27 protein-coding genes and 1 pseudogene are annotated in these 26,707 nt (G+C 61.9%); 17 read left to right on the forward strand and 11 right to left on the reverse strand.

From position 1 onward, the window contains the following. Nucleotides 1–2: 2 nt before the first annotated feature. Both NKI01_RS17310 and petA read right to left on the reverse strand, forming a co-directional pair. Nucleotides 3–1,298 carry a cytochrome b gene (locus NKI01_RS17310; RefSeq protein WP_352483846.1) on the reverse strand — a complete coding sequence of 432 codons (1,296 nt, stop codon included), beginning with the start codon at nucleotides 1,296–1,298 and terminating at the stop codon, nucleotides 3–5. A gap of 16 nt (nucleotides 1,299–1,314) precedes the next feature. Then, on the reverse strand, nucleotides 1,315–1,791 hold the full coding sequence (petA, locus tag NKI01_RS17315; protein ID WP_031193388.1) for a ubiquinol-cytochrome c reductase iron-sulfur subunit: 477 nt from the start codon (nucleotides 1,789–1,791) through the stop codon (nucleotides 1,315–1,317). A gap of 459 nt (nucleotides 1,792–2,250) precedes the next feature. Between petA and NKI01_RS17320 the strand changes: the two genes are divergently transcribed. The 10 genes from NKI01_RS17320 to NKI01_RS17365 all read left to right on the forward strand — a co-directional run bounded on the left by NKI01_RS17320 (nucleotide 2,251) and on the right by NKI01_RS17365 (nucleotide 12,364). Beyond that, nucleotides 2,251–2,835 carry a glutathione binding-like protein gene (locus NKI01_RS17320; RefSeq protein ID WP_023717005.1) on the forward strand — a complete coding sequence of 195 codons (585 nt, stop codon included), beginning with the start codon at nucleotides 2,251–2,253 and terminating at the stop codon, nucleotides 2,833–2,835. A 339-nt stretch (nucleotides 2,836–3,174) separates the two neighbouring features. Continuing rightward, nucleotides 3,175–4,230 carry an alpha/beta fold hydrolase gene (locus NKI01_RS17325; protein WP_352483847.1) on the forward strand — a complete coding sequence of 352 codons (1,056 nt, stop codon included), beginning with the start codon at nucleotides 3,175–3,177 and terminating at the stop codon, nucleotides 4,228–4,230. 187 nt (nucleotides 4,231–4,417) lie between these two features. Next, nucleotides 4,418–5,590 (forward strand): galactonate dehydratase, encoded by a 1,173-nt coding sequence (dgoD, locus tag NKI01_RS17330; RefSeq protein WP_023717007.1) that lies wholly within the window; start codon nucleotides 4,418–4,420, stop codon nucleotides 5,588–5,590. A gap of 5 nt (nucleotides 5,591–5,595) precedes the next feature. After that, entirely contained in the window at nucleotides 5,596–6,372 is a 777-nt protein-coding gene (locus NKI01_RS17335; RefSeq protein ID WP_352589065.1) for an SDR family oxidoreductase, read from the forward strand. 32 nt (nucleotides 6,373–6,404) lie between these two features. After that, nucleotides 6,405–7,388 (forward strand): substrate-binding domain-containing protein, encoded by a 984-nt coding sequence (locus NKI01_RS17340; RefSeq protein ID WP_023717009.1) that lies wholly within the window; start codon nucleotides 6,405–6,407, stop codon nucleotides 7,386–7,388. 94 nt (nucleotides 7,389–7,482) lie between these two features. Beyond that, nucleotides 7,483–9,003, forward strand: a complete 1,521-nt coding sequence (locus NKI01_RS17345) for a sugar ABC transporter ATP-binding protein (protein WP_352483848.1) — start codon at nucleotides 7,483–7,485, stop codon at nucleotides 9,001–9,003. Then, a complete protein-coding gene (locus NKI01_RS17350) occupies nucleotides 9,000–10,001 on the forward strand; it encodes an ABC transporter permease (RefSeq protein WP_023717011.1) in 1,002 nt (333 codons plus the stop codon). The genes NKI01_RS17345 and NKI01_RS17350 overlap by 4 nt, the downstream gene beginning before the upstream one ends. A gap of 2 nt (nucleotides 10,002–10,003) precedes the next feature. After that, nucleotides 10,004–10,804 carry a FadR/GntR family transcriptional regulator gene (locus NKI01_RS17355; protein ID WP_245278497.1) on the forward strand — a complete coding sequence of 267 codons (801 nt, stop codon included), beginning with the start codon at nucleotides 10,004–10,006 and terminating at the stop codon, nucleotides 10,802–10,804. 5 nt (nucleotides 10,805–10,809) lie between these two features. Then, a complete protein-coding gene (locus NKI01_RS17360) occupies nucleotides 10,810–11,685 on the forward strand; it encodes an aldose 1-epimerase (RefSeq protein ID WP_023717013.1) in 876 nt (291 codons plus the stop codon). A gap of 214 nt (nucleotides 11,686–11,899) precedes the next feature. Continuing rightward, nucleotides 11,900–12,364, forward strand: coding sequence for a cupin domain-containing protein (locus NKI01_RS17365; protein WP_352589071.1), 465 nt, complete (start codon nucleotides 11,900–11,902; stop codon nucleotides 12,362–12,364). A 66-nt stretch (nucleotides 12,365–12,430) separates the two neighbouring features. Here the strand turns inward: NKI01_RS17365 and NKI01_RS17370 are convergent, their stop codons facing one another. The 6 genes from NKI01_RS17370 to NKI01_RS17395 form a co-directional block, all read right to left on the reverse strand. Then, nucleotides 12,431–12,934, reverse strand: coding sequence for a sarcosine oxidase subunit gamma family protein (locus NKI01_RS17370; RefSeq protein ID WP_352963994.1), 504 nt, complete (start codon nucleotides 12,932–12,934; stop codon nucleotides 12,431–12,433). Further along, nucleotides 12,927–15,881 carry a sarcosine oxidase subunit alpha family protein gene (locus NKI01_RS17375; RefSeq protein WP_352963997.1) on the reverse strand — a complete coding sequence of 985 codons (2,955 nt, stop codon included), beginning with the start codon at nucleotides 15,879–15,881 and terminating at the stop codon, nucleotides 12,927–12,929. Before NKI01_RS17375 ends, NKI01_RS17370 begins: the two co-directional genes overlap by 8 nt. Continuing rightward, nucleotides 15,878–16,159: a sarcosine oxidase subunit delta gene (locus tag NKI01_RS17380; RefSeq protein WP_023717017.1), complete on the reverse strand. Its 282-nt coding sequence runs from the start codon at nucleotides 16,157–16,159 to the stop codon at nucleotides 15,878–15,880. The genes NKI01_RS17375 and NKI01_RS17380 overlap by 4 nt, the downstream gene beginning before the upstream one ends. 13 nt (nucleotides 16,160–16,172) lie before the next feature. Next, entirely contained in the window at nucleotides 16,173–17,429 is a 1,257-nt protein-coding gene (locus NKI01_RS17385; RefSeq protein WP_352788286.1) for a sarcosine oxidase subunit beta family protein, read from the reverse strand. A 10-nt stretch (nucleotides 17,430–17,439) separates the two neighbouring features. Continuing rightward, nucleotides 17,440–18,588 (reverse strand): M24 family metallopeptidase, encoded by a 1,149-nt coding sequence (locus NKI01_RS17390; protein WP_352964000.1) that lies wholly within the window; start codon nucleotides 18,586–18,588, stop codon nucleotides 17,440–17,442. A 74-nt stretch (nucleotides 18,589–18,662) separates the two neighbouring features. After that, nucleotides 18,663–19,838, reverse strand: a complete 1,176-nt coding sequence (locus NKI01_RS17395; RefSeq protein WP_352964003.1) for a M24 family metallopeptidase — start codon at nucleotides 19,836–19,838, stop codon at nucleotides 18,663–18,665. Between the two features lie 240 nt (nucleotides 19,839–20,078). Between NKI01_RS17395 and ehuB the strand changes: the two genes are divergently transcribed. Genes ehuB through NKI01_RS17420 form a run of 5 tightly spaced genes read left to right on the forward strand, consistent with a single transcriptional unit; the run spans nucleotide 20,079 to nucleotide 23,903 of the window. Next, complete coding sequence (gene ehuB, locus NKI01_RS17400; protein ID WP_352964006.1) at nucleotides 20,079–20,948, forward strand: ectoine/hydroxyectoine ABC transporter substrate-binding protein EhuB; 870 nt, start codon at nucleotides 20,079–20,081, stop codon at nucleotides 20,946–20,948. 54 nt (nucleotides 20,949–21,002) lie between these two features. Next, entirely contained in the window at nucleotides 21,003–21,731 is a 729-nt protein-coding gene (ehuC, locus tag NKI01_RS17405) for an ectoine/hydroxyectoine ABC transporter permease subunit EhuC (RefSeq protein WP_352788277.1), read from the forward strand. Beyond that, nucleotides 21,728–22,387 (forward strand): ectoine/hydroxyectoine ABC transporter permease subunit EhuD, encoded by a 660-nt coding sequence (ehuD, locus tag NKI01_RS17410; protein WP_352547624.1) that lies wholly within the window; start codon nucleotides 21,728–21,730, stop codon nucleotides 22,385–22,387. Before ehuC ends, ehuD begins: the two co-directional genes overlap by 4 nt. Beyond that, nucleotides 22,384–23,163, forward strand: a complete 780-nt coding sequence (ehuA, locus tag NKI01_RS17415) for an ectoine/hydroxyectoine ABC transporter ATP-binding protein EhuA (protein WP_023717024.1) — start codon at nucleotides 22,384–22,386, stop codon at nucleotides 23,161–23,163. The genes ehuD and ehuA overlap by 4 nt, the downstream gene beginning before the upstream one ends. Next, nucleotides 23,160–23,903, forward strand: a complete 744-nt coding sequence (locus NKI01_RS17420) for a GntR family transcriptional regulator (RefSeq protein ID WP_023717025.1) — start codon at nucleotides 23,160–23,162, stop codon at nucleotides 23,901–23,903. Before ehuA ends, NKI01_RS17420 begins: the two co-directional genes overlap by 4 nt. 127 nt (nucleotides 23,904–24,030) lie before the next feature. Here the strand turns inward: NKI01_RS17420 and NKI01_RS17425 are convergent. Then, nucleotides 24,031–24,461 (reverse strand): annotated as a pseudogene (locus NKI01_RS17425) (VOC family protein). Between the two features lie 108 nt (nucleotides 24,462–24,569). Continuing rightward, entirely contained in the window at nucleotides 24,570–25,421 is an 852-nt protein-coding gene (locus NKI01_RS17430) for an AraC family transcriptional regulator (RefSeq protein WP_352964052.1), read from the reverse strand. Nucleotides 25,422–25,631: 210 nt separating this feature from the next. Here NKI01_RS17430 and NKI01_RS17435 point away from each other — a divergent pair, with 210 nt between their 5' ends. Both NKI01_RS17435 and NKI01_RS17440 read left to right on the forward strand, forming a co-directional pair. After that, nucleotides 25,632–25,994 carry a VOC family protein gene (locus NKI01_RS17435; protein ID WP_352964009.1) on the forward strand — a complete coding sequence of 121 codons (363 nt, stop codon included), beginning with the start codon at nucleotides 25,632–25,634 and terminating at the stop codon, nucleotides 25,992–25,994. After that, a complete protein-coding gene (locus tag NKI01_RS17440) occupies nucleotides 25,991–26,356 on the forward strand; it encodes a DoxX family protein (RefSeq protein WP_352813440.1) in 366 nt (121 codons plus the stop codon). Before NKI01_RS17435 ends, NKI01_RS17440 begins: the two co-directional genes overlap by 4 nt. Nucleotides 26,357–26,437: 81 nt before the next feature. Here NKI01_RS17440 and NKI01_RS17445 read toward each other — a convergent pair whose 3' ends face one another. After that, on the reverse strand, nucleotides 26,438–26,680 hold the full coding sequence (locus NKI01_RS17445; protein ID WP_023717030.1) for a DUF1127 domain-containing protein: 243 nt from the start codon (nucleotides 26,678–26,680) through the stop codon (nucleotides 26,438–26,440). Between the last annotated feature and the right edge of the window lie 27 nt (nucleotides 26,681–26,707).

A 26,707-nucleotide genomic window follows, 5' to 3' on the forward strand; every position in this document is an offset into this window, starting at 1 on the left:
GTTCAATGTTTGGCCTCCGGCCCGGCGATCGGGCCTCGGCCGCTGGCCTTGTCTTTTTCGAGAACTGCTTCGGTGATCGAATTCGGCAGCCGTCGCGGCTTTTCGATCAGCCCGAGCACCGGCATGGCGATGACGAAGAACGCAAAATAGTAAAGCGTCGCCAGTTGGGACATGACGACGTAGGCGCCTTCCGCCGGTCGGGAGCCGAGCCAGCCGAGAAAGAGGGCATTGGCAACGAACAGCCAGAAGAGCACCCTATACCAGGGGCGGTAGACCGCCGAGCGCACCTTCGAGGTGTCGAGCCACGGCACCAGGAACAGCACCGCGATCGAGCCGAACATCGCGAGCACGCCGCCGAGCTTGGAATCGATCGGCCCGATATTGAAGGTGATGGCCCGCAGGATCGCGTAAAACGGCAAGAAATACCATTCCGGCACGATGTGGGCCGGCGTCTTCAGCGGATTGGCGATCGTGTTGTTGTCGGGATGGCCGAGATAGTTCGGCAGGTAGAAGACGAAATAGGCGAAGAAGAACAGGAACACGAGGATGCCGAAGGCATCTTTGACGGTGGCATAGGGCGTGAAGTCCACGACATCGGTTTTCGATTTGACCTCGATGCCGGTCGGATTGTTCTGGCCGACGACGTGAAGCGCCCAGATATGCAAGGTCACCACGCCCGCAAGCACAAATGGCAGCAGGTAATGCAGCGCAAAGAAGCGGTTCAGCGTCGGATTGTCGACCGCGAACCCGCCGAGCAAAAGCTGCTGGAGCCAGTCGCCGATCAGTGGGACGGCCGTGAAGAAGTTGGTGATGACAGTAGCGCCCCAGAACGACATCTGTCCCCAAGGCAGCACGTAGCCCATGAAGGCCGTCGCCATCATCAGCAGGAGATTGGTGCAACCGAGCACCCACAGCAGCTCACGCGGCGCCTTGTAGGAACCATAGTAGAGCCCGCGGCAGATGTGGATGTAGACGGCAATGAAGAAGAACGACGCGCCGTTGGAATGGAGATAGCGCAGCAACCAGCCCGAATTCACGTCGCGCATGATCTCCTCGACTGAATTGAAGGCCAGTCCCGTATCAGGAGCGTAATGCATGGCCAGCACGATGCCGGTCAGGATCTGTGAAACCAGCATGATCGTGAGAATGCCGCCGAACGTATAGGCATAGTTCAGGTTGCGCGGCACCGGATAGACGATGAAGCTGTCGTGCACCAGCCGCGGCAGCGGCAGGCGGGCATCGAACCAACGTGCGATTCTGGTTTTGGGCGTATAGGTCGAGTGTTTGTCGCCGCTCATCGAAATGCCCCCTGCCTCAACCAATGCGGATCTTGGTGTCGGAAACGAACTGGAACACCGGTACCGCCATGTTCTCGGGTGCCGGACCTTTGCGGATGCGGCCGGCGGTGTCGTATTGTGAACCGTGGCACGGACAGAACCAGCCATCGAAGTCGCCTTCCTGACCATGCGGGATGCAGCCGAGATGGGTGCAGACCTGGACCATCACCACCCAGGCTTCCTTGCCCGGCATAGTTCGGTTAGCGTCGGTTGCCGGCGCGTCGACCGGCAGGTTGGCGTTGCGGGCGATTGGATCCTTGAGCTCGGCGAGACTGACTGACTGGCCGTCCTTCATCTCTTGCTCAGTGCGGTTGCGCACGACCACCGGATTGCCGTGCCAGTCGACGATCAGCGACGTTCCTGGCCTCAGCGAGGAGACGTCGACCTCGATCGCGTCGGGCGCTTCGACGTGCAATGTGTGCTCGGCTGTGGAGGTTTCGGAAAGGTCGGCCATGATGGCGACTCCTATGTTGGAAGCTGCGTCATCGCGTTGGTGGCAATCGAGCAAAAGCAGGCCACAGCTTTCGCCTTCCAGTCTGCTCATGCCGCGCGGAATATGCCGGCCGTGGCCGGGTGTGAGCCATCGTGCCAACGGCGCGTGCGTCCAATACTTTCGTTTATGATTTCCTGAGCGAAGGACTGGCCGGGCTGGCGATGACGCCGTCATGGAAGGTTCTGAATTCCTCCAGGTAACCGTTGGCCACTGAGCTGAGATACCGTCCGGCATTGCGCACGGCGATCCCGAACTTCAGCCCGATCATACCTCGGCACAGGCATGCCTAGCTGTCGGTGTCGTAGTCGTCGTCCCCGCCAAGTGCGAGTTTTTGGAGCAGTTGTCTCGCGTGGCGCTGGGCAGGTTTTCGCCCGGCGACGACCAATTGCGGAACTCAATCGGGGTCAGAAAGGGAAAACGGTGAAACTCTACTACAGCCCTCTCGCCTGTAGCCTGGCGGATCACATCGCATTGGAAGAGGCCGGTGTTTCCTTCGAGCGCGAAAGCGTGAACCTCAAAACCAAACGAACGAGCTCCGGGGATGATTTCACCACCGTCACGCGCAAGGGCTATGTTCCAGCCCTCGTGCTGGATAGCGGCGAAGCGCTGACGGAAAATATCGCAGTCCTCGACTGGATTGCGTCACAATACCCGGCACTGGGAGTGGCGGGGCCGTTGGGCCGTACCCGCGTTCTCGAAGCGCTGGCCTACGTCTCAACTGAAATACACCGAAGCTTCAAGCCGATGTGGCACCAAAGCAGCGATGCCGAAAAGGCCAAGGCGAGCGCGGCGATTACGAGCCAACTCGAGTTCGTCGCTGACGGGCTCGAGACCGACTATCTGTTCGGCGACAAACCCAGCGTGGCGGATTTTTATCTTTTCGTGATGCTGCTTTGGGCGGCCCGCTTCCACGTCCCTGTTCCCGCGCCTTTGCAAGCGCTTCGCGCCCGAATGGCTGCGCGACCGGCCGTGCGCATCGCAATGGATCGTGAGGGCCTCGTCTAAAAGCCGAGGGTGGCTCCGAGCATAAGATCAGACGCAATATATCCTCTCACCCCAACAAAGATCAGGAGTCATTCTCATGCTGCCGTTTCTGCGGATGCTACATCCAGCCGCTTCCAAGCGCGGGGACGGCCTACGTCTCGAATTTCTCAGGAGGGAAATCGAGGAAACGCTGGACCTTACCGGCATCCGGTCAGAATTCGCCGCACTGCCTCCTGGCCGAGCGGTTACAATCCTGGATTCGTCGCAGTCACCGTCGGAATAGGCGCAATATTTCCTGTCGGCCGATACGGCGGCGGGTTCTGGTCGCTCCCGCTTGTTGGTCATCATAGAGGCTTCATCATGAATGCGAATAAAGCTCCCGAGACGGTCGATCATCGCCGCCGACGCATTGTTGGTGCAACGGCAATGACGTTCGCCGCCACCGAACTCGGCTTGAACGCACCGGCAGCCACTTGGACGGTCGAGGCGAAGGCATCCGCGATGCAACCCAGGCAGAAATCATTCGGCTCGCTCAGCCAGGTCAATGCCGGAAAGCTGAGCGTCGGATATGCGGAGCTAGGGCCCGCCGAAGGTGCCCCAGTGATCCTGCTTCATGGCTGGCCTTATGACATTCACACTTACACCGACGTCGCTCGCCTGCTTGCCGCAAAGGGGTACCGCGTGATTGTGCCCTACCTGCGCGGCTACGGCACTACGCGATTTTTGTCGGACGAGACGATGCGCAATGGCCAGCAGTCGGCGCTCGCCGCGGATGCGATCGCGCTGATGGATGCGCTGGGGATCGAAAAGGCCACGATCGCCGGCTGCGACTGGGGCGCCCGAACGGCCAATGTCGTTGCCGCGCTCTGGCCGGAGCGTTGCAAGGCGATCGTCTCGGTGAGCGGCTATCTAATCGGAAATCAGCAGGTCGGCGTGGTGCCGCTGCCACCGGAGGTGGAGCTTCAATGGTGGTATCAGTATTACTTCGCCACGGATCGCGGCCGCGCCGGCTACGAGAAATACACGCGCGATTTCGCCAAACTCATCTGGAAACTCGCTTCGCCGCAGTGGAATTTCGACGATGACACCTTCCAGCGCAGCGCCGCAGCCCTGGACAACCCGGATCACGTCAGCATCGTCATTCACAATTACCGCTGGAGGCTCGGCCTGGCACATGGCGAGCCGGAATATGACGTTCTGGAAAACCGGCTGGCCGAAGCTCCCGTGATCACAGTGCCGACCATTACCCTTGAGGGTGATGCCAATGGTGCACCCCATCCCGACAGCAGTTCCTACGCCAAGAAATTCTCGGGCAGATACACGCACCGGATCATCATCGGCGGTATCGGCCACAACTTGCCTCAAGAAGCCCCGCAAGCCTTTGCCCAGGCTGTCATCGACGTCAGCGAATACTGATCAGGCAAGCTGAGTGAGCTGCTGATGCCTGCGCTGGATGGGTGGCGAGGACATGATGGTTGCGCATTTGCGCTGAACGTCGAGGCGAGGCGCTGGTCCACATCGATGTTGCGCTTGACTCGTTCATATTATCCGTAATAAATCATACATATTGCCTCGAAAAAAGACGGCAGGTCTGGGAGGACCAATGAAAATCACGGCCATCAAGGCGCGCGTCTGCAATGCGGAAATGCGCAACTGGGTCTTCGTTCGCGTCGAAACCGACGAGCCCGGGCTGTTTGGCTGGGGTGAGGCAACGCTGGAATGGAAGACCCGAGCCGTCGTTGGGGCGCTTCAGGACCTTGAGGCCCTGCTCATCGGGCAAGATCCGCGCAATGTGGAGCAGTGCTACCAGATACTTACGCGGCACGGCTTTTGGCGTCTTGGCGTCGAGGGAATGTCCGCCGTCAGCGGCATCGAGATCGCGCTCTGGGACATATTGGGCAAGTCGTTGGGCGTCCCCGTCTGGCGCCTTTTGGGCGGTCGGGTCCGCGACTATCTGCGCACCTATACGCATCTCGGCCTCGGGGACATGAAGGCGGTCTATGAGACCGGATCCGCGGATGCCATCGTGGAACGCGGACGCATCGTGACGCAAGCAGGCTACGATGCGGTCAAGGTCGTCTGCATTCCCTACACCCACTACGTGTCTCCTGCGAAGGCAGTCGATTCTGTTGCCAACATGGTTGGCTCACTTCGCGAGGCGGTAGGCCCGGATATCGACATCATGGTTGATTTCCACGGACGCCCTGCATCGGTTAACGCGGCGATGGATTACCTCAAGGCAATCGAGCCGGCCCGCATCATGTTCGCGGAAGAGCCCGTGCCGCCCGAAGATGTTGCCGGACTGGCGCATATCACGGCGCGATCGGCCGTGCCGATCGCGTCCGGCGAACGGCTGATCGGGCGCCGCGAATTCACGCACTCGATCGCAGCCCGCGCCTTCAACATTGCCCAGCCGGATATTTGCCACACTGGCGGTCTGCTCGAGACAAAGAAGATCGCGGCCATGGCGGAAACCGCAGGCATCGGCCTTGCGCCGCACAACCCGCTCGGTCCGATCGCCGGTGTGGCTGCTCTTCATTTCGGCATATCGACCCCAAACGTTGTCATTCAGGAGGAGATGTCCGGTGCCGTCGCCTGGTACGACGATGTCGTTACCTGGCCAATTCGGCGCAAGCCAGGCCGCTGGGATCTGCCCGAACTGCCGGGCCTTGGCGTCACCGTCAAGGAGGACGTTATCGCGCGCCACCCCTTCAAGCAGGAAGTGCTGCATGCCCGCAACGCCGTCATGCCGGACGGCACCGTGGTCGACTGGTGAATGCAATGGCAGGCCGGCTGCAAGGAAAGATCGCAATCGTCACAGGCGCCGGCCAAGGCATCGGTGCCGCCACCGCCCGGGCTTTTGCGATGCATGGGGCAAAGACCGTCATTGCCGAACTGAATGCGGCAAGCGGCAAAGCGATCGCCGACGAACTGCGTGTCGGAGGCGCCGACGTATCGTTCGTCGAGACGGATGTCACGGACGCATCCGCGGTCGCGGACATGGTCGCCCGCACGATCACGAGCTATGGCGGCGTCGACGTTCTCGTCAACAATGCCGGTGCCAACGTCTTCTACGAACCACTGGCGATGCCGGATGAGGAATGGGACCGCTGTCTCAAGCTAGACCTCCAGGCCGCATGGTTCTGCGCCAAGGCAGTCTTGCCGACGATGCTGGCGAAGGGCTCGGGGTCTATCGTCAACATAGCGAGCTGTCACGCGTTCCAGATCATTCCCCGTACATTCCCGTATCCGGTCGCCAAGCATGCACTTTTGGGCCTGACCCGTTCGCTGGCCATCGAATATGCCGCGCGCGGTATCCGGGTGAACGCGATCGCCCCCGGCTATATCGAGACGCCGATCGCGGAAGCCTACTGGAACACATTCCCGAACCCCGCCGAGGAGAAGCGGCGAGCCTACGACCTTCATCCGCCCAAGCGCATTGGCCGGCCGGACGAGGTTGCAATGACGGCGGTTTTCCTCGCTTCGGACGAAGCGCCGTTCATAAATGCCGAGACGATCACCATCGATGGTGGGCGCTCGGTTCTCTACCACGACTAGCAACGACCATCGAGCTCTCAGGGAGGATCTTCATGAAAACCACAACAAAGGCTTTGGCGACATTTGCGGTACTGGCTGCCGGACTGATGAGTGGCGCAGCAAGCGCAGACGACATCAAGATCGGCTACATCAACAAGATGGGAGACCATCCATGGTTTGTCGCCGAAGTCGGCGGCGCCAAGAAAGCGGCCGAGGCGGCAGGGGCTGCGTTCGTGTCGCAGGACGTTCAGTTCGACGCCAATTTGACGATCACGACCTTCGATACGATGGTCGGCGATGGCGTAAAAGGCATCGCCATTGTCGTCCCCGACAAGGCGCTGGGACCGGTCATCGCCGAGAAAGCAAAGGCCGCAAAAATTCCCTTGGTGGCGGTCGACGACGACATCTACTACGAGGACGGCACTCAGGTCCCCTATGTCGGCATGAATGCCTACAACATCGGTGCGCGGGTGGGCGAAGAGCTTGCCAAGCTCTACAAGGCCGACGGCTGGGCGGGTAAAGAGGTGCGCATCGCGTCGATCGAGGACCGCAAAGCGGATACCTGCATGCAGCGCAACAAGGGCGCGGAAGAAGCATTCCTGAAGGCGGTGTCCGATTTCAAGCCGGGCAATATCGTTCGCGTCCCCTACGACAATACGATGGTCAACGCCATCGACGTGATGACCACCACATTGACGGCCAATCCCAGCGTCACGAACTGGATATTCTATTCATGCAACGATGATGGCGTGCTGGGTGGTGCGCGAGCCCTGGAAAACGCCGGCTATACCGCAGACCAGGGCATGGGGATCGGCATCGACGGGAGCCGCGCTTGTGACGCTTTCGGATCCGGAAAGCCCTCGGCGTTCCGTGGTACGATGTGGCTCAATTCGGAAAATCATGGCGCGCTGGCGGTGAAGATTCTCTTGGCCTCCATCAAGGACGGAACGAAGCTTCCCGTTCAGTCCTTCACGGACCCGGAATACATCACCGCCGAAAATTTTGCGTCGGACTACAAAGCCAAGCTCTGCCACTGAACCAGATATGCGTCATGCCGCAGGGCGCATGACGCTCTTTGGGCCGGCAGTTCGTCGGCAGGCACACGGGATCGATCCTCGGGAGTGAGCTTTGATGCAATCGGATTTCTTCTCGCTCGACAGGATATCGAAGCGCTTCGGCGTCGTGCAGGCGCTCGACAATGTCTCGATTGCCTTTCGGCCAGGAGAGGTGCTCGCTCTGGTTGGCGAGAATGGCGCCGGCAAATCGACAATGATGCGAATTCTCGAGGGCGTGTTCGCACCGGACACCGGCACCGTGCTGTATGGCTCCACGCCGATCGTTTTCAGCGAACCGCGCGACAGCCACAGAGCCGGAATACGCGTCATCCATCAGGAGCCGGAGATCGTTCCGAACCTGACCGTGGCCGAGAACATTTTCGTCGGCGAACTGCCACGGCTGGCAGGCGTCCTGCTCGACTGGCATAGGCTCGAGGAGCAGACCGACAAGGTGCTTGCGACCTTCGGCATGCAGCAGGATATGCGGGCGCGTCAACTCTGCAGCACGCTCGGCCCGGCACAGCGCCAGATGATCGAAATCATGCGCGCCATACGTGCTGGCGGCCAGCTGATCGCATTCGATGAGCCGACCTCGTCGCTGACCGACGACGAAGCGCGCCGTCTGTTTTCAGTAATTCGGCGGCTGCGCGAAGAGGGCACTTCGATCGTCTACATCTCTCATAGGCTGAACGAGGTCATCGACCTTGCGGATCGCATTGTCGTTTTGCGGGACGGCCGGCTGGTCGACGATTCCCGCGCGGACGGTGCCAGCGAGCAGACCATAGCCAAACTCATGGTCGGCCGTGACATCGCCGATCTGTTTACGCGCGAGACGTGGCAATCGGGGCTACCGTTGCTGGAGGTGGCGGGCTTGACCACCGACCACGTCACCGATGTGAGCCTCAAGGTCCGCCGCGGCGAGGTGCTCGGCATTGCCGGCCTTATGGGTGCGGGTCGATCCGAGCTGGCAAAGGCGATTGTCGGCTATGATCGGCGCCTCGACGGAACCATAACGATGAGCGGCGTGCCCGTTGGCCCCAACAGTCCGCATGCAGCGATCGTGGCAGGCATCGGCTTCGCCCCCGAAGACCGCAAGCACGAGGCCCTGCTGCTGTTCCGAAGCATTCTTGACAACGCCTCGCTTTGCGTGCCCGACAAGACGTCGACCTTCGGCTTCTTCAACCGGCGCAAGGCACTGGAGATCGTCTCACCGCTTGCAGCAAAGATGTCGATCAAGGCGCCCAACCTCGACGAACAGGTTTCGAAATTGTCGGGTGGCAATCAACAGAAGGTCGTTCTCGCGCGCTGGCTTGCCCGGCAGCCGATGCTTCTCATCCTCGACGAGCCGACCCGCGGCATCGACATCGGCGCCAAGGCGGAAATCTATCGCCTGATCGATGAACTCGCCGCAAGCGGTATCGGCATAATCCTGATTTCCTCGGAAATGCCCGAACTGATCGGGCTCGCCGACAGGGTGCTTGTCATGGCTGGAGGCCGGATCACGGCCGAACTTTCCCGCCCAGACATCGATGAGGCCACGATCCTGAAGCACGCCATGCCGCAATCTGTAGCATCGCTCGGAGGACAAATTCAGTGAACAGCCTTGAGCTCAGGACAGCAACAACACAAACCGGCAAAAGACGCCCTTCCTTGCGCATGGCAGAGCGCATCGGCATTCACAACATAAGCCTCCTGGTTGCTCTCGCCATTCTCGTGCTCATTTTCGGCACTCTGAGAGGCGACGTGTTCTTCTCGAGCCGAAACCTGCTGAACATCGGTCTGGGCATTACCATCCTGGGCGTCCTGGCGATGAGCCAGACCGTGGTCATCGTCGCCGGCGGGCTTGATATTGCCGTCGGCGCAATCGTCGGTCTGACCACAGTATCGACGGCAATGGCCATTCAGGCGACCGGATCGCCGGCAGCGGGCATTCTTGCCGGCCTGGTCCTGGGTGGTCTTGCCGGCCTCGTGAACGGCATCATCATCACCTACGGGCGGGTCAACGCTGTCATCGCGACTCTCGGTACGATGGCGATCTTCCGCGGCATCGCGTTCATCATATCCGATGGGCAATCGATCGCGATTTTCAGCGACACTTTCCGCTTCATTGGGATCGGACGAATCCTCGGCCTGCCTCTGCTGATCTGGATTCTTTTGCTGACCGCGATCGTGTTCCATCTCTTCCTTGCCCGCTCGATCGTTGGCCGCAACATCTATGCCCTGGGCGGCAATCCCGTTGTTGCACGCTTCTCCGGCATCAACATCAACCGCTACCGTGTCGGCATCTACATCATGAGTGGAGTGGCGGCCGGATTGGCCGGGATTCTGTTGGCTGCCCGTACCGGCTCGGGGCAGCCCGTATCCGGATCCCAAGGCCTGGAACTCGAGGCCATCACAGCGGCCGTTCTGGGTGGCTGCGCCTTGCAGGGCGGTAAGGGCACGATCGTCGGCGCACTACTGGGCGTCGCCATCATTGGTGTCCTCAACAACGGAATGATACTGACGTCCGTGCCAACCTTCTATCAGTTGCTTGCCAAGGGCTCGCTGCTGATACTTGCTGTGGTAATTGCCGAGTACCACTTGAACAGGACATGACGATGGACACGGCGATCGCTTCGACTGGCCAAGGCAAGCAGGACATTCCTGCCGCAGATGGCGCCACGTCATCGCTCAAGGATCGCATCGCACGCGATCTCGGACAGCGAATCCTCGCCGGCTCCTACGCGCAGCACTCCGTCTTGCCGACGGAAGCTGAACTTTGCGTTATCTACGGGGCGAGCCGCACGGCGCTTCGCGATGCTCTTCTGACGCTTTCGGCGAAAGGATTGATCGAGGCACGCAAGCGGGCCGGGACGCGTGTGCGCGTGTCGAGCGAATGGAACAGGCTGGATGCACAGGTTCTGGAATGGATGCGCGATATCGAGCCCGATCTCGATTTCGTCCGCGGATTGATAGAGGCGCGGCTGATCATTGAACCCGCGGCCGCCCACCTTGCGGCCAAGATGGCGACGTCAGGCGATCTCGCAGTCATCGAAGCCGCCTATGAGGCCATGCGCATTGCTCCGCAGGACGACCTTGCTGCGTGTCTCGATGCCGACGTCAGGTTTCATACCGCCATCCTTCGTGCCAGCCGCAACCCGGTGTTCGCCAATCTCGGCAATATGCTTGCTGCCGCCCTCAGCTTCTCCTTCCGATTGACCACATCGGCCACCGCTAATTACCAGCAGACGCTGAGCGCGCATGGCGACGTGCTGGAGGCAATCCGGATGCGCAGGGCCGACGACGCTCACGATCAGATGAAGGCGCTCATCGGGATCGCGTCGAACGACCTCCTTGCAGTGGCTCGCAAAGGCCGCCATCCACAGCCGATCGCCGCTGCCAAGGCCGATACCGTCTGAAACTGATGGTCCGAACGATCAAAATCGGAAGCGGAGACCTGTCCGCTGAAATCGTCCCGTCGCTTGGGGCAGGTCTTGCGAGACTGGACCATGGGCGCGTGCCGATCTTCAGGCCTTGGCCAAACGGCGGGAGCAGCAACCCATTCGACCTTGCCTGCAACCTGCTTTTGCCGTGGTCGAATCGCATCTCGGGCGGCGGATTCACATTCGACTCCAAATTCCACGAACTGCCTGCCAATGTTGCAGGCGAGCCATTTCCCGTTCACGGCAATGGATTTTCGAGCGAGTGGGACGTCGACAGCGTAGCGCAAGATAACGCAAAGCTGTCCCTTATCAGCAAAGGACCCGGCCCATACCGATATCGCGCCGATGTGAGCTACGCGCTAGCCAGACAAGGGCTCGAGCTGAAGCTTCGCATCGTCAATCGGGCCTCGGTCAGGCTGCCGTTCGGGCTTGGTATCCATCCATGGTTCCCGAGAACGGCACGGACCGCGCTTCATGCGCCGGCCTCGCAGGTTTGTCTCGAACTGCCCAGCCATCTCCCCGAACGGTTTGTGGATGTCAAAACCCGTCCCGATTGGGATTTCGGCGCCCCGGCCGTATTGCCGAGCGGATGGATAAACAATCTGTTTGCCGGCTGGGACGGCGTCGCTACCATATCGTGGCCGGAGCACAGTTGCAGCCTGCGGATTGAAGCTTCGTCGCCCTTGAACTTCTACCTGGTCTATTCGCCATCGGACGAGAGCGACTTCTTCTGTTTTGAACCGGTCAGTCATGCGGTCGATGCTCACAATCGTGGTTCGATCGACAAATGGAATGGACTGTCGGTGCTTGGCCCTGGCGAGAGTCTGGCAGCCCGTTGCAGCTTCGCCGTCAATTAGACGGACCTCTGCGGCGCCCTCGAGTTGGCGTATGTCGGTGTCGGCCAGCATGTCCGGTTAGCCGGCTTTTCGTCCAAAGTGAGCTTGGGAAGAGGGAACTCCGGCGACCGGGAACCCGTGAGCCCGTTCGACGTTTGCCGGATGTCGCTGCGCAGTTTGTCTGCTTGACGGCACGGTACGGGCCTACTCCGAATGTACCTGGCAGATTGGATCAATGACAGATGTTGACCCAAAGGAATTCGTGCTCGCAGGCATCGTCATGAAGCGACTGGTCTCCGGCGAACAGACGGGAGGCTTGTTGAGTCTCTTCGAAAACCGAAGCGACGGGCAGACGAAAACACCAATCCATGTTCACGCGAATGACGACGAGACAGTCTACGTCATCGAAGGGCAGTTGGCCGCAATTGTGGCCGGCGAGGTCCGAACGCTCTCGCCCGGTGAGAGCATGTTTTTGAAGCGCGGCATCCCGCACCAGCTCGTGAATCCCGGCAACCAGCCCGTTCGCTACATCCTGATAGACACGCCAAGTGTGTTCGAGCAGTTCCTCGCCGAAGGTGGCCATGAACTCGGCAAGGGAGAGGTGGTCGGGCCGCCGACGCCTGCCGATATCGAGCGGCTCAAAGCAGCCGCGCCGAAATTTGGGATTACGCTTCTGCAAGACTGGCCAGCAAGAGGGTAAACGGTTTCGTGATAGCGGCTTGGATCGGCCGCTAAAGCCGATCCTTGCCCGAGAAACCACCATTGGCTAGCCATCCGCAATCCAATCCGAGAGGCTGCGGGCAAAACTTCGCGGCACGATGAGTTCGCACGCGGCCTCGCCGGTGCGCAGGAAGAGCACGGAGACATGATGGAAGGATGTCTGCACGGCGCGGCCCGGAGCGGCGGCCGGCGCGTGCCAGTCGACGGTAATGCAGCCGGACAGAAGCCTTGCGATGTCAGGGCCGGCCATTTTCAAACGAACACGACCTTCGCCGAGGGGAACAGAACAGCCGAGATCGGGGTCGACGGAAAGCGCGGGCGCTTGCGTGCCTTCGTCGAGAACCAGCCAGAGGCGGCGAGGTGCAATGCGGATGATTAGAAGCCCCTTGTGGCGAACCGTCTCTCCGACCGAAGCGGGAAGTTTCGTGCCGAGCGACGCCGAGACGCTCTTTTCGAATTGTCTCAGTGTCCCGTCCCAGCCCTCGATCTGGATAAGCGGACAATCGGCCACGGATAGGCTGAAATCCCGAGAAGAGGTCAAGCTAGTCATGCAGCCGTTCTCCCTGTGGATCGAGGAATACTGGCGAGACAATGCGGGCGCGAACTGTTTCGGCCTTCATCGGATAGACCGCCACGACCTCGCTTCCTTCTGCCGCGACATCGCCGGCAAGCAGGGCCAGCCCGACATAATGGCCGCGCTCGGGGCTGAAAGTGACGGAGGTGATGCGACCGCGCCCATGGCCATAGGGTTTCTCATCCGGCAGGAACAGGATGGCGCCGCCGCGCAGGCGTTTTCCGTCCTCGATGCATTCCAGTCCGACCAGGCGCTGCCGGTTGGGCGCGTGGAGGGCAGGGCGCCGTCGCAGGACGTCGCCGACGAAGCCGCTGCGCTTGCCGGCCATGCGGCCGAGGCCGAGATCGTCGAGCGTCGTGCGTCCATCGATTTCAGGTCCGGCGACATGGCTCTTTTCGACGCGCAGCGCACCTAGCGCCTCGACGCCGTAAGGCTTCAGGTCGAATGGTCTGCCGGCTTCGAGCAGACGGCTCCAGAGCTGTTCACCGGCAGTGGCGCCGGTATAGACTTCGTAAGCGCGCTCGCCGGAATAACTGAGACGTAGGATGCGGAGCGCACGGCCCCCCCATTCGCTTTCGAGTAGTCCCATATGCGAAAGCGCCGCGTCGGAAACGTCGAGAGCGGGAAACGCTGCATTCAGGATCGCGCGGCTGTTAGGCCCGGCAACCGACATCGCCGCCCATTCGTCGCTGACCGAAGTGACGGCCACGCGCAAATCCGGCCAGGCCGTGTCGAGCAGGAATTCGAGACGCGACAGCACATCGGCGGCCTTGGCGGTCGAAGTGGTCATGAAGAACCGGTTTTCCGCCAGCCGCGTCGTGGTGCCGTCGTCGAAGACGATGCCGTCGTCGCGCAGCATGACGCCGTAGCGGGCGCGGCCGACCGCCAGCTTGGCAAAGCCGTTGGCGTAGACGCGGTCGAGGAAGATTGCCGCATCCGGGCCTTGGACGTCGATCTTGCCGAGCGTGGAGATGTCCATCAGCCCCGCGGCCTGACGTACATTCCGCATTTCGGCGACATAGGCTTCATTCACGTCATGTCCGGACTGCCGGTAGAAATAGGGCCGCATCCAGAGCCCCACCTCGAGCATCTCGGCGCCGTTGGCCATGTGCCAGTCGTGCATTGGCGTGCGGCGGATCGGCTTGAAATGATGGCCCATGGCGCGCCCGGCAAGCGCCCCGATGGCAACTGGCGTATAGGGCGGGCGGAAGGTCGTGACGCCGGTCTCGGGAATCGTTGCGTTGCGCAGCGCCGCCATCGCGGCAAGCGCCGGAAAATTGCTGGTCTTGCCTTGATCGGTACCCATGCCGAGCGTGGTGTAGCGCTTCAGATGCTCGACCGATTCATAGCCCTCGCGATGGGCGAGTTCGATATCCCTCGTCGTCACATCCATCTGAAAATCGACGAAGGCTTTTCCATGTCCGACGGAAGGCGCTTCGCGAAGTAGCGTCGTGGCGGTGTCGCCGAGATCGAGTTTGGCCGGAGCGGGAACCGGCGCCGACTTGCCGCCGGAGGCTGCCGCGTCGATGCCGGCGCGATGACCGTCCTCGATGGCATCGGCAGTTGCATAGGCCCCAATCATCGCGCCGGCACCCAGCCGGCCGGCCGGAAACGCGCCCGGCACGAAGCCGCCGATATCGTCGCGATAGACAGGTTTGACACCGAGGTGCGAGGTGAGATGCACGGTTGGCGACCAGCCGCCGGACACGCAGACCAGGTCGCAGGCGGCCGAGGACTGGCCCTCCGGCCCGTTGAGCGTTACGTGCCTGACGGCATGGCCGCCGTGCAGGTCGACGATCCGCGTCCCGGCCCGTATCATTACGCCGAGCCGTGCGGCTTCCGCGGCAAGTGCTGCGGGCGGGACTGCGCGCAGATCCGCAACCGTCACCTCCGCGCCGGCTGCGGCATAGTCGAAGGCGGTGCGCCAGGCACCGTCATTGGTGGTGGCGACAATGATTTTCTTGCCCGGCAGGACAGCGAAACGGTTGAGATAGGTCCGGGCGGCTGAGGCAAGCAGGACGCCGGGCCGGTCATTGTTCGAGAACACCATCGGTCGCTCGATGGCGCCAGTGGCGAAAACGATCGAGCGGGCGCGCAGCATGGTGACCGTTTGCCGCGCCTCGCCGTTCGGCTTCGGACCGGTTGGATCGCGCTGTTCGACCAGCCCGATGACATTGCCGTCATAGCTGCCGAAAGCGGTTGTCCGCTTCATCAGCACGACGGTTTCGAAGCCCTTCAACTCGGCCTCGGCCTGCCTCAACCATGCGGCCGCTGCGCTGTCGGACGGTTCCGCCAGAAGCTGGCCGCCAAGCAGGAAATCCTGCTCGATCAGCGCGACCCGCGCCCCGGCCGCGGCGGCTGCCCGCGCTGCTGACAATCCCGCCGGGCCGCCGCCGACAATTGCGACATCGGCGAAAGCATGACGAACCTCGTAGCGGTCGGGATCCGGGCCGGTGCCGGCTCTGCCCAGACCGGCCGCCTTGCGGATAAAGTGCTCGTAGAACATCCAGGCGCGGCGCGTCGGGCCCATGAAGGTCTTGTAGTAGAAGCCGGCGGACAGAAACGGCGCCAACAGCCCGTTGACGCTTTGTACGTCGAAGGCCAGCGATGGCCAGCGATTCTGGCTTTCCACGTCCATGCTGTTGGCGAGTTCCAGTGTCGTCGCCGGCAGGTTCGGCTCGCGCCTGCCTGCGATCCCGAGCGTAACCAGCGCATTCGGTTCCTCCGGCCCGGCGGAAAAGATGCCGCGCGGGCGATGATATTTGAAGCTGCGCCCGACGAGAGTGACGCCGTTGGCGAGCAGCGCGGAGGCAAGGGTGTCGCCGCGATATCCAATCAGCTTGCGGCCGTCGAAGGTGAAATCGAGCGGCACCTCGCGACTGATACGGCCACCCACCGGCAGGCGTTTGCGGTTCGAACTCATGCCGGTGATTTCCTGAGAGTTGATTTCCTGGCGAAGTCGACTGATGCGACGGCATGGTTGCGGGTGTCGCGTTCGACCACCAGCCATTGCCGGCAACCGGTCACGTGCTGCCAGTATTCACGGTGCGGGCCGGCCGGGTTTGTCCTGATATAGACGTAACGGTACCAGGCCTCCGGATCGGGATCGTCATGGGCCGGACGCGTGACCGAGGCATCGCCGCCGTAGCGGAACTCGTCATGGTCGCGCGGGCCGCAGCAGGGGCATTCGATGCGCAGCATTTTGTTCCGCCTCCTATTGCAGCCAAGCGGAAGGGCCGACGCCGGCCTCATCGAGCGTGTGGCCGGTGCGGAAACGATCGAGCCCGTAGGCCGCGATCAAGGGATGCGGCTTGCCGGTGGCGATCGTGTGGGCGAAGCACCAGCCGGAAGCTGGCGTTGCCTTGAAGCCGCCATAGCACCAGCCGCCGTTGAGATAGAGGCCGTCGATCGGCGTCCGGCAGATGATCGGGCTGGCATCGGGGGTCATGTCCATGACGCCGCCCCAGTGGCGCAGCAGGCGGACGCGCGAAATACACGGCATCAATGCAATCGCCGCCTCCGCCACCTCGCGCACGACGCCGAGATTGCCGCGCTGGGCGTAGGAATTGTAGCCGTCGAGATTGCCGCCGAAGACCAACCCGCCCTTGTCGGACTGGCTGACATAGAAGTGGTCGGCGCCATAGGCGACGACGTGATCTACCAGCGGCTTCAGCGGTTCGGTGACAAAGGCTTGCAGGACGTGGCTTTCGATCGGCAGTTCAAGGCCGGCCTTGGCACCGAGCACGGATGTATGCCCGGCAACAGCGAGGCCGACCTTGCCGGCGCCGATCCGGCCTTTCGTCGTTTCGACGCCGACGATACTGTCGCCGTCGCGGAGGAAGCCTGTCACCTCGCAGTTCTGGATGATGTCGACGCCATGGCTATCGGCGGCGCGCGCATAGCCCCAGGCGACGGCGTCGTGGCGTGCCGTGCCCGCCCGGCCCTGGAAGATGGCGCCATGGATCGGGAAGCGGGCAGTGTCGGAAAAATCGAGATAGGGCACCAGCCGGCGCACCTCTTCGCGGTCGAGGATATCGGCATCGATGCCGTTCAGCCGCATGACGTTGGCGCGGTGGCTGAAACCGTCGAGCTGATCGGCCGAATGCGCTGTGACGAGCTGGCCGCGCTGGGAGAACATGACGTTGAAATTCAGCACCCGCGACATGGTCTCCCAGAGCTTCATCGAGAATTCGTAGAACTGGGTGTTGCCGTCGAGCAGGTAGTTGGAGCGGATGACGGTGGTGTTGCGGCCGACATTGCCGCCGCCGACATAGCCCTTTTCGAGCACCGCGACGTTGCGGATACCGTGGTTATCGGCAAGGTAGAAGGCGGTGGCGAGGCCGTGTCCACCGCCGCCGATGACGATCACGTCATAGGACGGTTTTGGCTCCGCCGCCCGCCAGGCGCGCTGCCAATTCTTCTGGCCAGACAGCGCGTTGCGGAAAATCGAGAGTGCCGAGTAGCGCGCCATACGTGCGGGCCTATCGAACGATCGGGCCGGCCGGCGTGCGGGTGAGCACTTCAGCACCCGCGTCGGTCAAAAGCACCGTGTTGGAGACGAAGTCATCGCCGCGACCGGTTCCCATCAGCCACGACAGGATGTGGAAGCTCATCCCGGTCTCGATCTCAAGGTCGGAATCGTGCCTCAAGCCGGTCACCGAATTGCCGCCGGTCCATGATGGCGGCTGGCCAGCGCCAACTAGGTAACCGCAGTGATGGCGGCGATAGTGGGAAAGACCGGCCTCGTCGGCGACGGCCTGCCAGGCGGCGTAGACATCGCGCGCCTTGGCGCCCGGCCGCAGCGCCTCGACGACAGCGTTGAACGCCTTGGCGGTCACCGTCGCCATTGTGGCGTCTTCGTCGCTGATGTGGCCGATGCGAACGAGCCGGCCGAGCGGCGCGTGGTAGCGTGAGATGCAGCCGGACAGTTCGACGAAGACCGGCTCGCCCTTGCGGTAGATACCGTCGCCCCAGGTCGTGTGCTCTTCACCGAGGCGCGCGGCCGGGCGGATGAACGGTCCGAAGCCCGGCGCATGACCGCCGGCGCGGATCATTGCCGCAACACATTGGGCGGCGACCTCCTGTTCGGAAGCGCCATCCGAGATCGCGGCGATCGCGGCACTGGCGGCGGCGTCCGTCACCTTTGCGGCGCGCCGCATCAGCACCTGTTCCTCGGCGCTCTTCACCCGCCGCATCTTGTCGATCAGACCGGAGACGTCGCTCCACTTGGCATCCGCTTGCATCTGGAGTGCTACGGCAAGTCCATGGCTAAGGCCGGCCGTCCAGTATTCGAGGCCGATCCGCTTGCTGGACAGGCCGAGCTCCGCAAGGACCCGCGCGGCAAGGTCGGCCGCCGTTTCGCTGTCGGAGTGGCCACGGAATTCCGCTGCCTTCACCCGCTTCTCGATGGTCACCTTTTCCATCGAGCGGGTGACCAGGACAGGTTTTCCCTGGAGCGGGACGATCAGCAGGTGAGGGGCAAAATACCCCCAGTGATCGAGCCCGGTGAGATAGAAGACGTTCTCCGGCGAGGCGAAGACCGCCGCGTCGAGCTCACGCTCGGCCAGTGTAGTACGGACCTTGGCAAGGCGGCCGGCGATTTCGGCTTCGGAAAAGGGATTACGGTCCATCGGGCGTCCTCGTGCTTGTTGCCGGCTTGGTGGCAGGCATGGTCTTTTCGGCAGCCGGCTTCCCGGCCGCCATGTCAATCGATAACGATGAGTTCGCGCGCCACATCGCAGAGGCGTTCGCCGCCGCGTTCCGTGACGACGAACGATTCCGAGATGGCGATGCCGAAATCGTCGAGCCAAACGCCGGCCATGAAATGGAAGCACATCCCAGGCTGCATCTCGGTGGTGTCGCCGGGACGAAGGCTTGCGGTGCGTTCACCCCAATCGGGCGGGTATGCGAGCCCGACCGGATAGCCGACGCGGCTTTCCTTCTTCAGTCCGTTCCTCCGCAGGACTGCCTGCCAGACGGCTTCCACCTCTTCGGCGGTGTTGCCGGGGCGCGCCTTCTCGAGGCCAGCGTCGACGCCCTCGACGATCGCCTTGGCCATGTCGAGGATGGCTTGCCGCGGCTTGCCGAAATGTACCGTCCGGGTCAGGGCTGCATGATAGCGGCGGCGCACGCCGGCGATCTCCAGAATGGCGAGGCCGCTGTCCGGCAGCGGCGCGTCGGACCACGTCAGATGCGGCGTGCTGGTGCCTTCGCCAACGGGCATCAGCGGACAGATCGCGGCATAGTCGCCGCCCGCTCCGGGCACGCCCATGATCTGTGCGTGATCATGGTTCTGAGGCACACCGGGTCGCATTTTCTCGATGGCGCGGTTCATTGCATGCGTGCAGATCGCACCCGCCTCGCGGATCAGCACCAGCTCGGCTTCGGATTTCACCAGCCGCGCCCAATTGACGAGATCGTGGTTGTTGGCGAAGTGCGCGTCGGGCAGCCCCTCGACAAGGTGGGCGTGGCAGCGCGCAGTGTAATAATGCGCGTCCATCTCGACGCCGATGCGGGCCTTTCCCCAGCCGCGCGACCGGATCAGTTGCGCGAGTTCGTCATAAGGGTGTTCGACCGGCTGCTGCACCAGCCGTTCCGAGAACGGCACGATGTTTGTCTCGGGCAGGCCGGTGGTTAGGCGTGCGCTCTTGGCATCCTGCGCCCTGCCGAACCAGATCGGCCGGTCCTCCTCCAGATGGACGAGCACGCACTGCGGAACGTAGAACGACCATCCGTCATAGCCGGTCAGCCAGCACATGTTGGCTGGATCCTGACAGACGACGAGATCGAAGCCGGCTTTTTGCATGCGTGTCTTCACGCCGGCCAGGCGCTGCCCATACTCCGCTTGCGTGAATGTCCCGAACTCGTTCGCGGTCGCCACCGAAGTCCTGCCTTCTGGGTACGCTGTTGCCCTCTTGTAAATGGGCAAACCAGGCGAAATTGTGCACAACTCGACGTCAAGTTTGTTGGATAACTACGAATTAGCGCCGAATTTACACGGTTTCTATATCTCTGCTTGCGAAATGTCTAGGGCAGTTGTATACGTCTGATCAAGCAGGCGTCGACCTCGAAGAAGGCCGCGCCCTGGGAACCATCCACAGTTGTTCAATGGGAGAAAAGCATGCTCAAATCATCGATATCGCGCCGCATGGTCGTGAAAGCGGCTGCCTGCATCGCGCTCGCCGCGACGTCATTGACGTCGCTGTCCGCTCACGCGGAAACCACCCTCGAACGGGCCAAGAAGGACGGCTACATCCGCGTCGGTTTCGCCAACGAGGCGCCGTTCGGTTACGCCACGCCAGACGGCAAGCTGACCGGCGAAGCGCCGGAAGTCGCCAAGGCGGTGCTCGCCAAGATGGGCATACCGCAGGTCGACGGTGTTTTGACCGAATTCGGCTCGCTCATTCCGGGTCTCAAGGCCGGCCGCTTCGACATCATCGCCGCCGGCATGTTCATCACTCCGAAGCGCTGCGCTGAGATCAACTACTCCGAGCCGTCCTACGGCATCGGCGAGGCTATGCTGGTGGCAAAAGGCAATCCGAAAGGCATCAAGGATTTTTCCAGCATCAAGGACAATCCGGATCTCAAGCTTGCCGTGATGGCCGGCGCCGTCGAAGGCGGCTTCGCCAAGGAAGCGGGCGTTGCCGGTGGGCAGATCGTCTCCTTGCCCGACCAGTCCAGCCTGGTCGCCGCCGTCCAGTCGGGCCGCGCCGACGCTGCCGCACTGACCGCTCTTTCGATCGCCGACATGGCCAAGAAGGCCGACGGCGTCGAATCGACCAAGCCCTTCGGCGAGGTCGCCGGCAAGTCGGTGAAAGGTCATGGCGGCTTCGGCTTCCGCAAGGAAGACACCGACCTGCAGGAGGCGTTCAACGCCGAGCTGAAGAAGTTCCTCGGTTCGGCGGAGCATATCGCGCTGGTCGAGCCACTCGGCTTCGGCAAGGACTATCTCCCCAACAAGACCACCGCAGAGCTCTGCGTTGGCAAATAGGTTCCCAACTGCTGGCGGCGCGAAAGCGCCGCCCTTTTTCCCCGGGGGAATCGCATGGGTATCCGTACGCTCGTTGCCATGCTGGTCATCGCGCTCGTCGTGATCGGCGCCTTGGCAACACAGGAAAGCTACCGAGTGTTCATGCCGGGGCTGCTGCAAGGCGCGGTCCTGACAGTCGAGATCGCCGTCCTCGGCAGCCTGCTCGCAATTATCATGGGCGTGCTTGCAGCACTTGCAAGGATGTACGGCCCGACGCCGCTCAGATGGCTGGCCACGGTTTACGTCGAGATCTTCCGCGGAACGTCGGCACTGGTGCAATTGTTCTGGCTGTTTTTCGTGCTCCCGCAATTCGGCGTCACGATCAACGCGTTCGTTGTGGCGGTGCTCGCACTCGGCCTGAATGTCGGCGCCTACGGATCGGAGTGCGTGCGCGGCGCGATCCTGTCCGTCGCCCGCGGGCAGTGGGAAGCATGTACGGCATTGAACATGAGCCGCCCACAGATGTTGCGCCGGATCATCCTGCCGCAGGCCTTTGTCGCGATGATCCCGCCCTGGGGCAATCTGTTCATCGAGCTTCTGAAATCGACAGCGCTGGTTTCGCTGATCACGCTTTCGGACCTCGCCTTCAAGGCGCAGCAAATGAACCAGAACACGTTCAAGACCATTCCGATCTTCACCCTCGTCCTTTTGATGTACCTGGCAATGTCGCTGGTTGTGACCATCGGCATGCGGCTTCTCGAAAGGCGGGCGTCGCTCGGACTGGCGCGGGGGAAGGCGGCATGATCTGGGATTGGGGATTTGCCCTGGAAATCCTGCCGGTGCTCGCCCGCGCCGCCATCATTTCCATCGAGGCGACGCTGATCGGTTTTGCGCTTGCGGCCTCGCTCGGCCTGGTGCTGGCGGTCGTCCGCATCGCCGTGCCATGGACCAGCTGGACGATTTCGGTGCTGGTCGAGCTGATCCGCTCGACCCCGCTGCTCATCCAGATATTCTTTCTCTATTTCGTCTTTCCGAAATTCGGTGTCGTGCTCGACGCCTTCACCGCCGGGGTGCTGGCCATCGGTATCCACTACGCCGCCTATTGCTCCGAGGTTTATCGCGCCGGTTTCGACAACATCCATCGCGGCCAGTGGGAAGCCTCGATCGCGCTCAATCTCTCGTCCTGGACGACGTTTCGCGACATCATCATCCCGCAGGCGATCCCGCCGATCGTTCCGGCGCTCGGCAATTATCTGGTGGCCTTGTTCAAGGAGACGCCGTTGCTTTCCGCAATCGCCGTGATGGAACTGATGCAGACTGCCAAGATCATCGGCTCCGAAACGTTCCGCTACACCGAGCCGATCACGCTGGTCGGCCTGTTTTTCCTTGCCATGAGCCTGGTTTCGGCGGCGCTCATCCGCTCCCTCGAAGGGCTGCTCAACCGGAGGACCACGCGATGACGGAACAACCGATGGTCCGCTTCGACAATGTATCGAAACGCTACGGCACGTTAACCGTTCTCGACGGGCTCAATCTCGAAATAGCGCGCGGCGAAAAAGTCTCCGTCATCGGTCCGTCGGGTTCGGGCAAGACGACGGTGTTGCGCATGCTGATGACGCTGGAAACGATCAATGACGGCGTCATCTGGGTCGAAGGCGAGCCGCTGACCCATATGGAGAGGAACGGCAAGCTTGTTCCCGCCGATCTCGCCCATATCCGTAAGATCCGCGCCAAGATCGGCATGGTGTTCCAGTCGTTCAACCTGTTTCCGCATATGACGGCGATGCAGAACTGCATCGAGGCGCCGATAACGGTGCTCGGCATGAAGCGGGCGGACGCCGAGGCAAGAGCGGCGGAGCTGCTGGAGCTGGTCGGTCTGGCCCAGAAGAAGGACCACTATCCGTCACAGCTTTCCGGCGGCCAGCAGCAGCGTGTCGCCATCGCCAGGGCGCTTGCCATGCGGCCCAAGATCATGCTGTTCGACGAGGTGACGTCTGCGCTCGACCCGGAGCTTGTCGGCGAAGTGCTGCAGGTGATAAGGCAGATCGGCCGCGAGCATGATCTAACCATGCTGATGGTCACCCACCAGATGGGCTTCGCCAAGGAGTTTTCCGACCGCGTTTGCTTCTTCTATCAAGGCAAGATCTGCGAGCAGGGGCCGCCAAGCGAACTGTTTGGTGCTCCCAAGAACGAGCGGACACGGCAATTCCTGCACGCTGTCCTGGAGGCTGGGTGACGATCGAGACAAAGGCCAAGCCGCCCACGACGGTGACCGCCGCGCCGCCGCGCCCGCTCTCCGCGCGAGAGCGGTTCGAGCGCATCTACCGGATATTGCGCGACCGCATCTGTCTGCTCGTCTATGCGCCGGGAAGCCGTCTGTCCGAGGAAGAACTTGCCCAGGAATTCGAGATCAGCCGCACGCCGGTCCGGCGTGTCCTGGCGCGCCTTGAATCCGAGGGTCTGGTTCAATCCGTCCACGGCGTCGGCACGATCGTCACCGACGTCGATATCGAGGAATTGCAGCAGGTCTATCATTTGCGCCTGGAGCTGGCGCTCCTCGTCGGCAAGCTTTCACCGATCCCGCGCACGGCGGACGACCTCGACCGGATACGGGCGCTCATCGCGCGCTGCGATGCCGATATACTCAATCCCGACCAGCGCGCTTTCCTGCGCCTCAACATGGACTTTTTTTACGAGCTCACGGCGATGACCGGCAACCAGCCACTGCGCGAGATCAGCGAGCGCCTGTATTTTCAGGTTGCGCGCGTCGTCCTGAAGCTGATGCCGCAATTGGGCCTTGTCGAGGAATTCACCGCGTTCCGCCGCGAAATGGAAGAGGTCCTTGCCGCCGCCGAGATCGGCGACTGGGAGTCCATAGGGCACATAAGGCGGGCGCATATCTCAATGAGCTTCCGCCGCATGATGCGCCATGCAGGCGAGGCGAATCTGGATAAAGCTACACAATCAGCCCCTTAAGACTGGTGGACTGCCGTCGAGCTGGCTTCGTTTGCCAGGGAAAGCATGGCCGCCCGCCCCGATGCCGACAGAATTTGCCAGCACTGGGGATGACTAACGCCGTTCGATACTGCAGGTCCGCGCCGCCCTAAAGAGAATCCTCACTCGGTATGTTGGCGGGGTTCCAGACGACCTCCCACAGGTGTCCGTTCGGGTCGCGGAAGTATCCGGCATACCCGCCAAAGAACGTGTCCCGGGCAGGCCTGATGATCTCGGCTCCGGCACGGGCGGCCTCATCCATCACTTGATCGACTTCCTCGCGGCGCACAACGTGTGGCCGATTGTGAACGAGGTCGAACTGATCGGCGCTTTGGGCAGGCCGGTGTCGTAGGCGAGGTCGTCCTGAGCCCAGATCGCGAGCTTCAACCCGCCGGACAGCGTGAAGAACGCGACGGCGCCATGCTCGAATTCGCGGCCGATGATCCCTTCCGTCGGCAAGCCGAGGCCGTCGCGGTAGAACACGAGGCAACTCTCGAGGTTGGCGACAGCGATCGTCAAAACCGAAATGCGCGGTTTCATGGCAGTCTCCTCTGGTTGTCGGAGACACCAGGATAAAGTCGGGCGACAGTGAAGACTTGAACAAAACGGCCAAAAGCGTGCCGCCAAGTCGAAGAACGCGCCGAGGTTTCACTCGCCGTGCAGCAGGTGATGAATCTGTCGCGGGGTGCTTCCTGTCAGGCGTCGGCTCTCGCGAACAAGATGCGCCTGGTCGGAATAGCCCGCCTCGGCTGCCAGGATGGCCGTAGCGCTGTTCGATTGGTTCGAAAGCCGCAGAAAGCGCTGGTAGCGGAGGATACGTTCAAGCGTCTTGGGGCCATAGCCGAAGCTCTCGTCGAAGCGCCGGCGCAACGTCCTTTCGCTCATCTCGAGGGCGCGCATCAACCAAGGGACGAGAGGCGCGTCGGGTGGCGGACCGCGCTCGATCAAGCGATATGCCGCCTGCATGGGAACGTCTGGGGCGTCGGAGGCCATCTCCTCGGCGACGACCTGTTGGAGCGAGCAGGCCAGATCTTCGAGATTGTCGCTGGCGCGCACGCGGCTGGCGAGGCGCCGAGCTCGCGCTCCCCACAAATCGTCGAGCGACAGCCGCTGACCGACCAGCTCGATTTGCGGCACGCCGAGCCATGCCGCCGCCGTGGCAGGATGGAAGCGCAAGCCGATCACGACCTCGTCCGCCGCTAGAACCTCGGTCTGCGGCTCCTTGTCAGGTCCGGCAATTCGGAAGCTGCCTCCGATCCATTGCAGATCGATCGTTGCGTCGGGCATGACGACGATTGGCGGTGAGCCCGCCGGGTCCATTCGATGCACCCACACCGAAGCGAAGGTCCCGCGAAGCCGCGCCGACACTGGACGTTGCTGAAATGTGCCCGTTGCCTGCGCTGGGACGGGATCGCTCATCTCGCTCCCCTTCGGATTAGCGGCGGTGAACCTACGGCGCAGCGGCTGCGCCCGGCCGTCGCTCGAGACAACAATCTGCACGACCGACAACGTCTGCCAATCGAGAACGGTTGCAAGAATGGGTTGTTTTCTTCCGGCCGGAACGAAGAGGGCAGATGAGGGGTGATGTCACGTGCATCGCCATCGGCAGCGCCGTTTGCTGCTCATACGTCGATGGCCGTTTTGTTCAATCCGGCAAACGAGATGCGTGCTTATCTTTCGGCGTCGTACATCACACGAGAGGTATGCGTCATGAGCAACAACAACGAGCAACGGATCGACTACGTCGAATTCAACGTGAAAGACATTCAGCGGTCACGCGACTTCTACGGAAAGGCCTTCGGCTGGACCTTCACTGACTACGGCCCGCAATATTGCGAGTTCAACGACGGGCGCTTGTCAGGCGGCTTTGCGGCTGGCCCAGCGAGGTCCGGAGGAGGCCCGCTCGTCATTCTCTATGCCGATGATTTGCCGGCAACGGTCAAGCGTGTCGAGCAAGCGGGAGGCAAGATCGTCAGGCCGATTTATGGGTTCCCCGGCGGCCGGCGCTTTCATTTTGCGGACCCGGACGGTTACGAGCTAGCGGTTTACACCGAAGACGGCACCAAGGAATGATCGCGGTCCTCCACCACCTCGGACTGGTTTTGCTCGGCGGCGTCTTTATCTGGGCAGGCGCCGAGCATTTCCTCAGATTCCGGGCGATTGCAGCGTCCCTGGCCGAACGGGGCTTTCCTGCTCCCAAGCCTCTTCTCGCGGCCGGATCGGTGCTTGAGATCGGCGGCGGCTTTTGCCTCGCAACGGGCCTTGGTGGACCCTTTCCCGCCGCGGCTTTGGCCGTCTTCACCATCGCGGCGTCTTTCATGGCGCTCAATTTCTGGCGCTACAGCGGCTATGAACGCGAAGCCCTTCGTACCGGCTTCACCATCAATGTTGCCGTCTTGGGCGGGTTGATTGTCGCCGCGACCACTAGCCTGTGATCATCGTTTCGAGGCGGCGGCTTCGTCTTCATCTGCCATCAGCCGCCGGTCGTTGGCGATCCGTGTCTTTGCAGCATTCGCCTATCGCTGCCAGAAGGGCAGCTTGGCGATCTCTTCCTCGGCCTGTCGTCTCGTCAGACCGATATCGTCGATCAGATGGGGATTGGTCTCCGCCAATCGCTTGAGGTCCCAGCGAAAGCGTGTCGGCTCGCGCCAGGCCGCGATAATGTTTCGCAGCGTCGCCAGGCTGTGGTGCCGACGCGACACTTCCGCCAGCCGAGCTGCCTTATGCTGGCCCGAGGCAAAGGTAGGAATATCGTTCATGGCAAACCTCCATATGGTTTGAGGTCC

The organism is Mesorhizobium sp. M0815 (assembly GCF_040319995.1).
Taxonomy (GTDB): domain Bacteria; phylum Pseudomonadota; class Alphaproteobacteria; order Rhizobiales; family Rhizobiaceae; genus Mesorhizobium.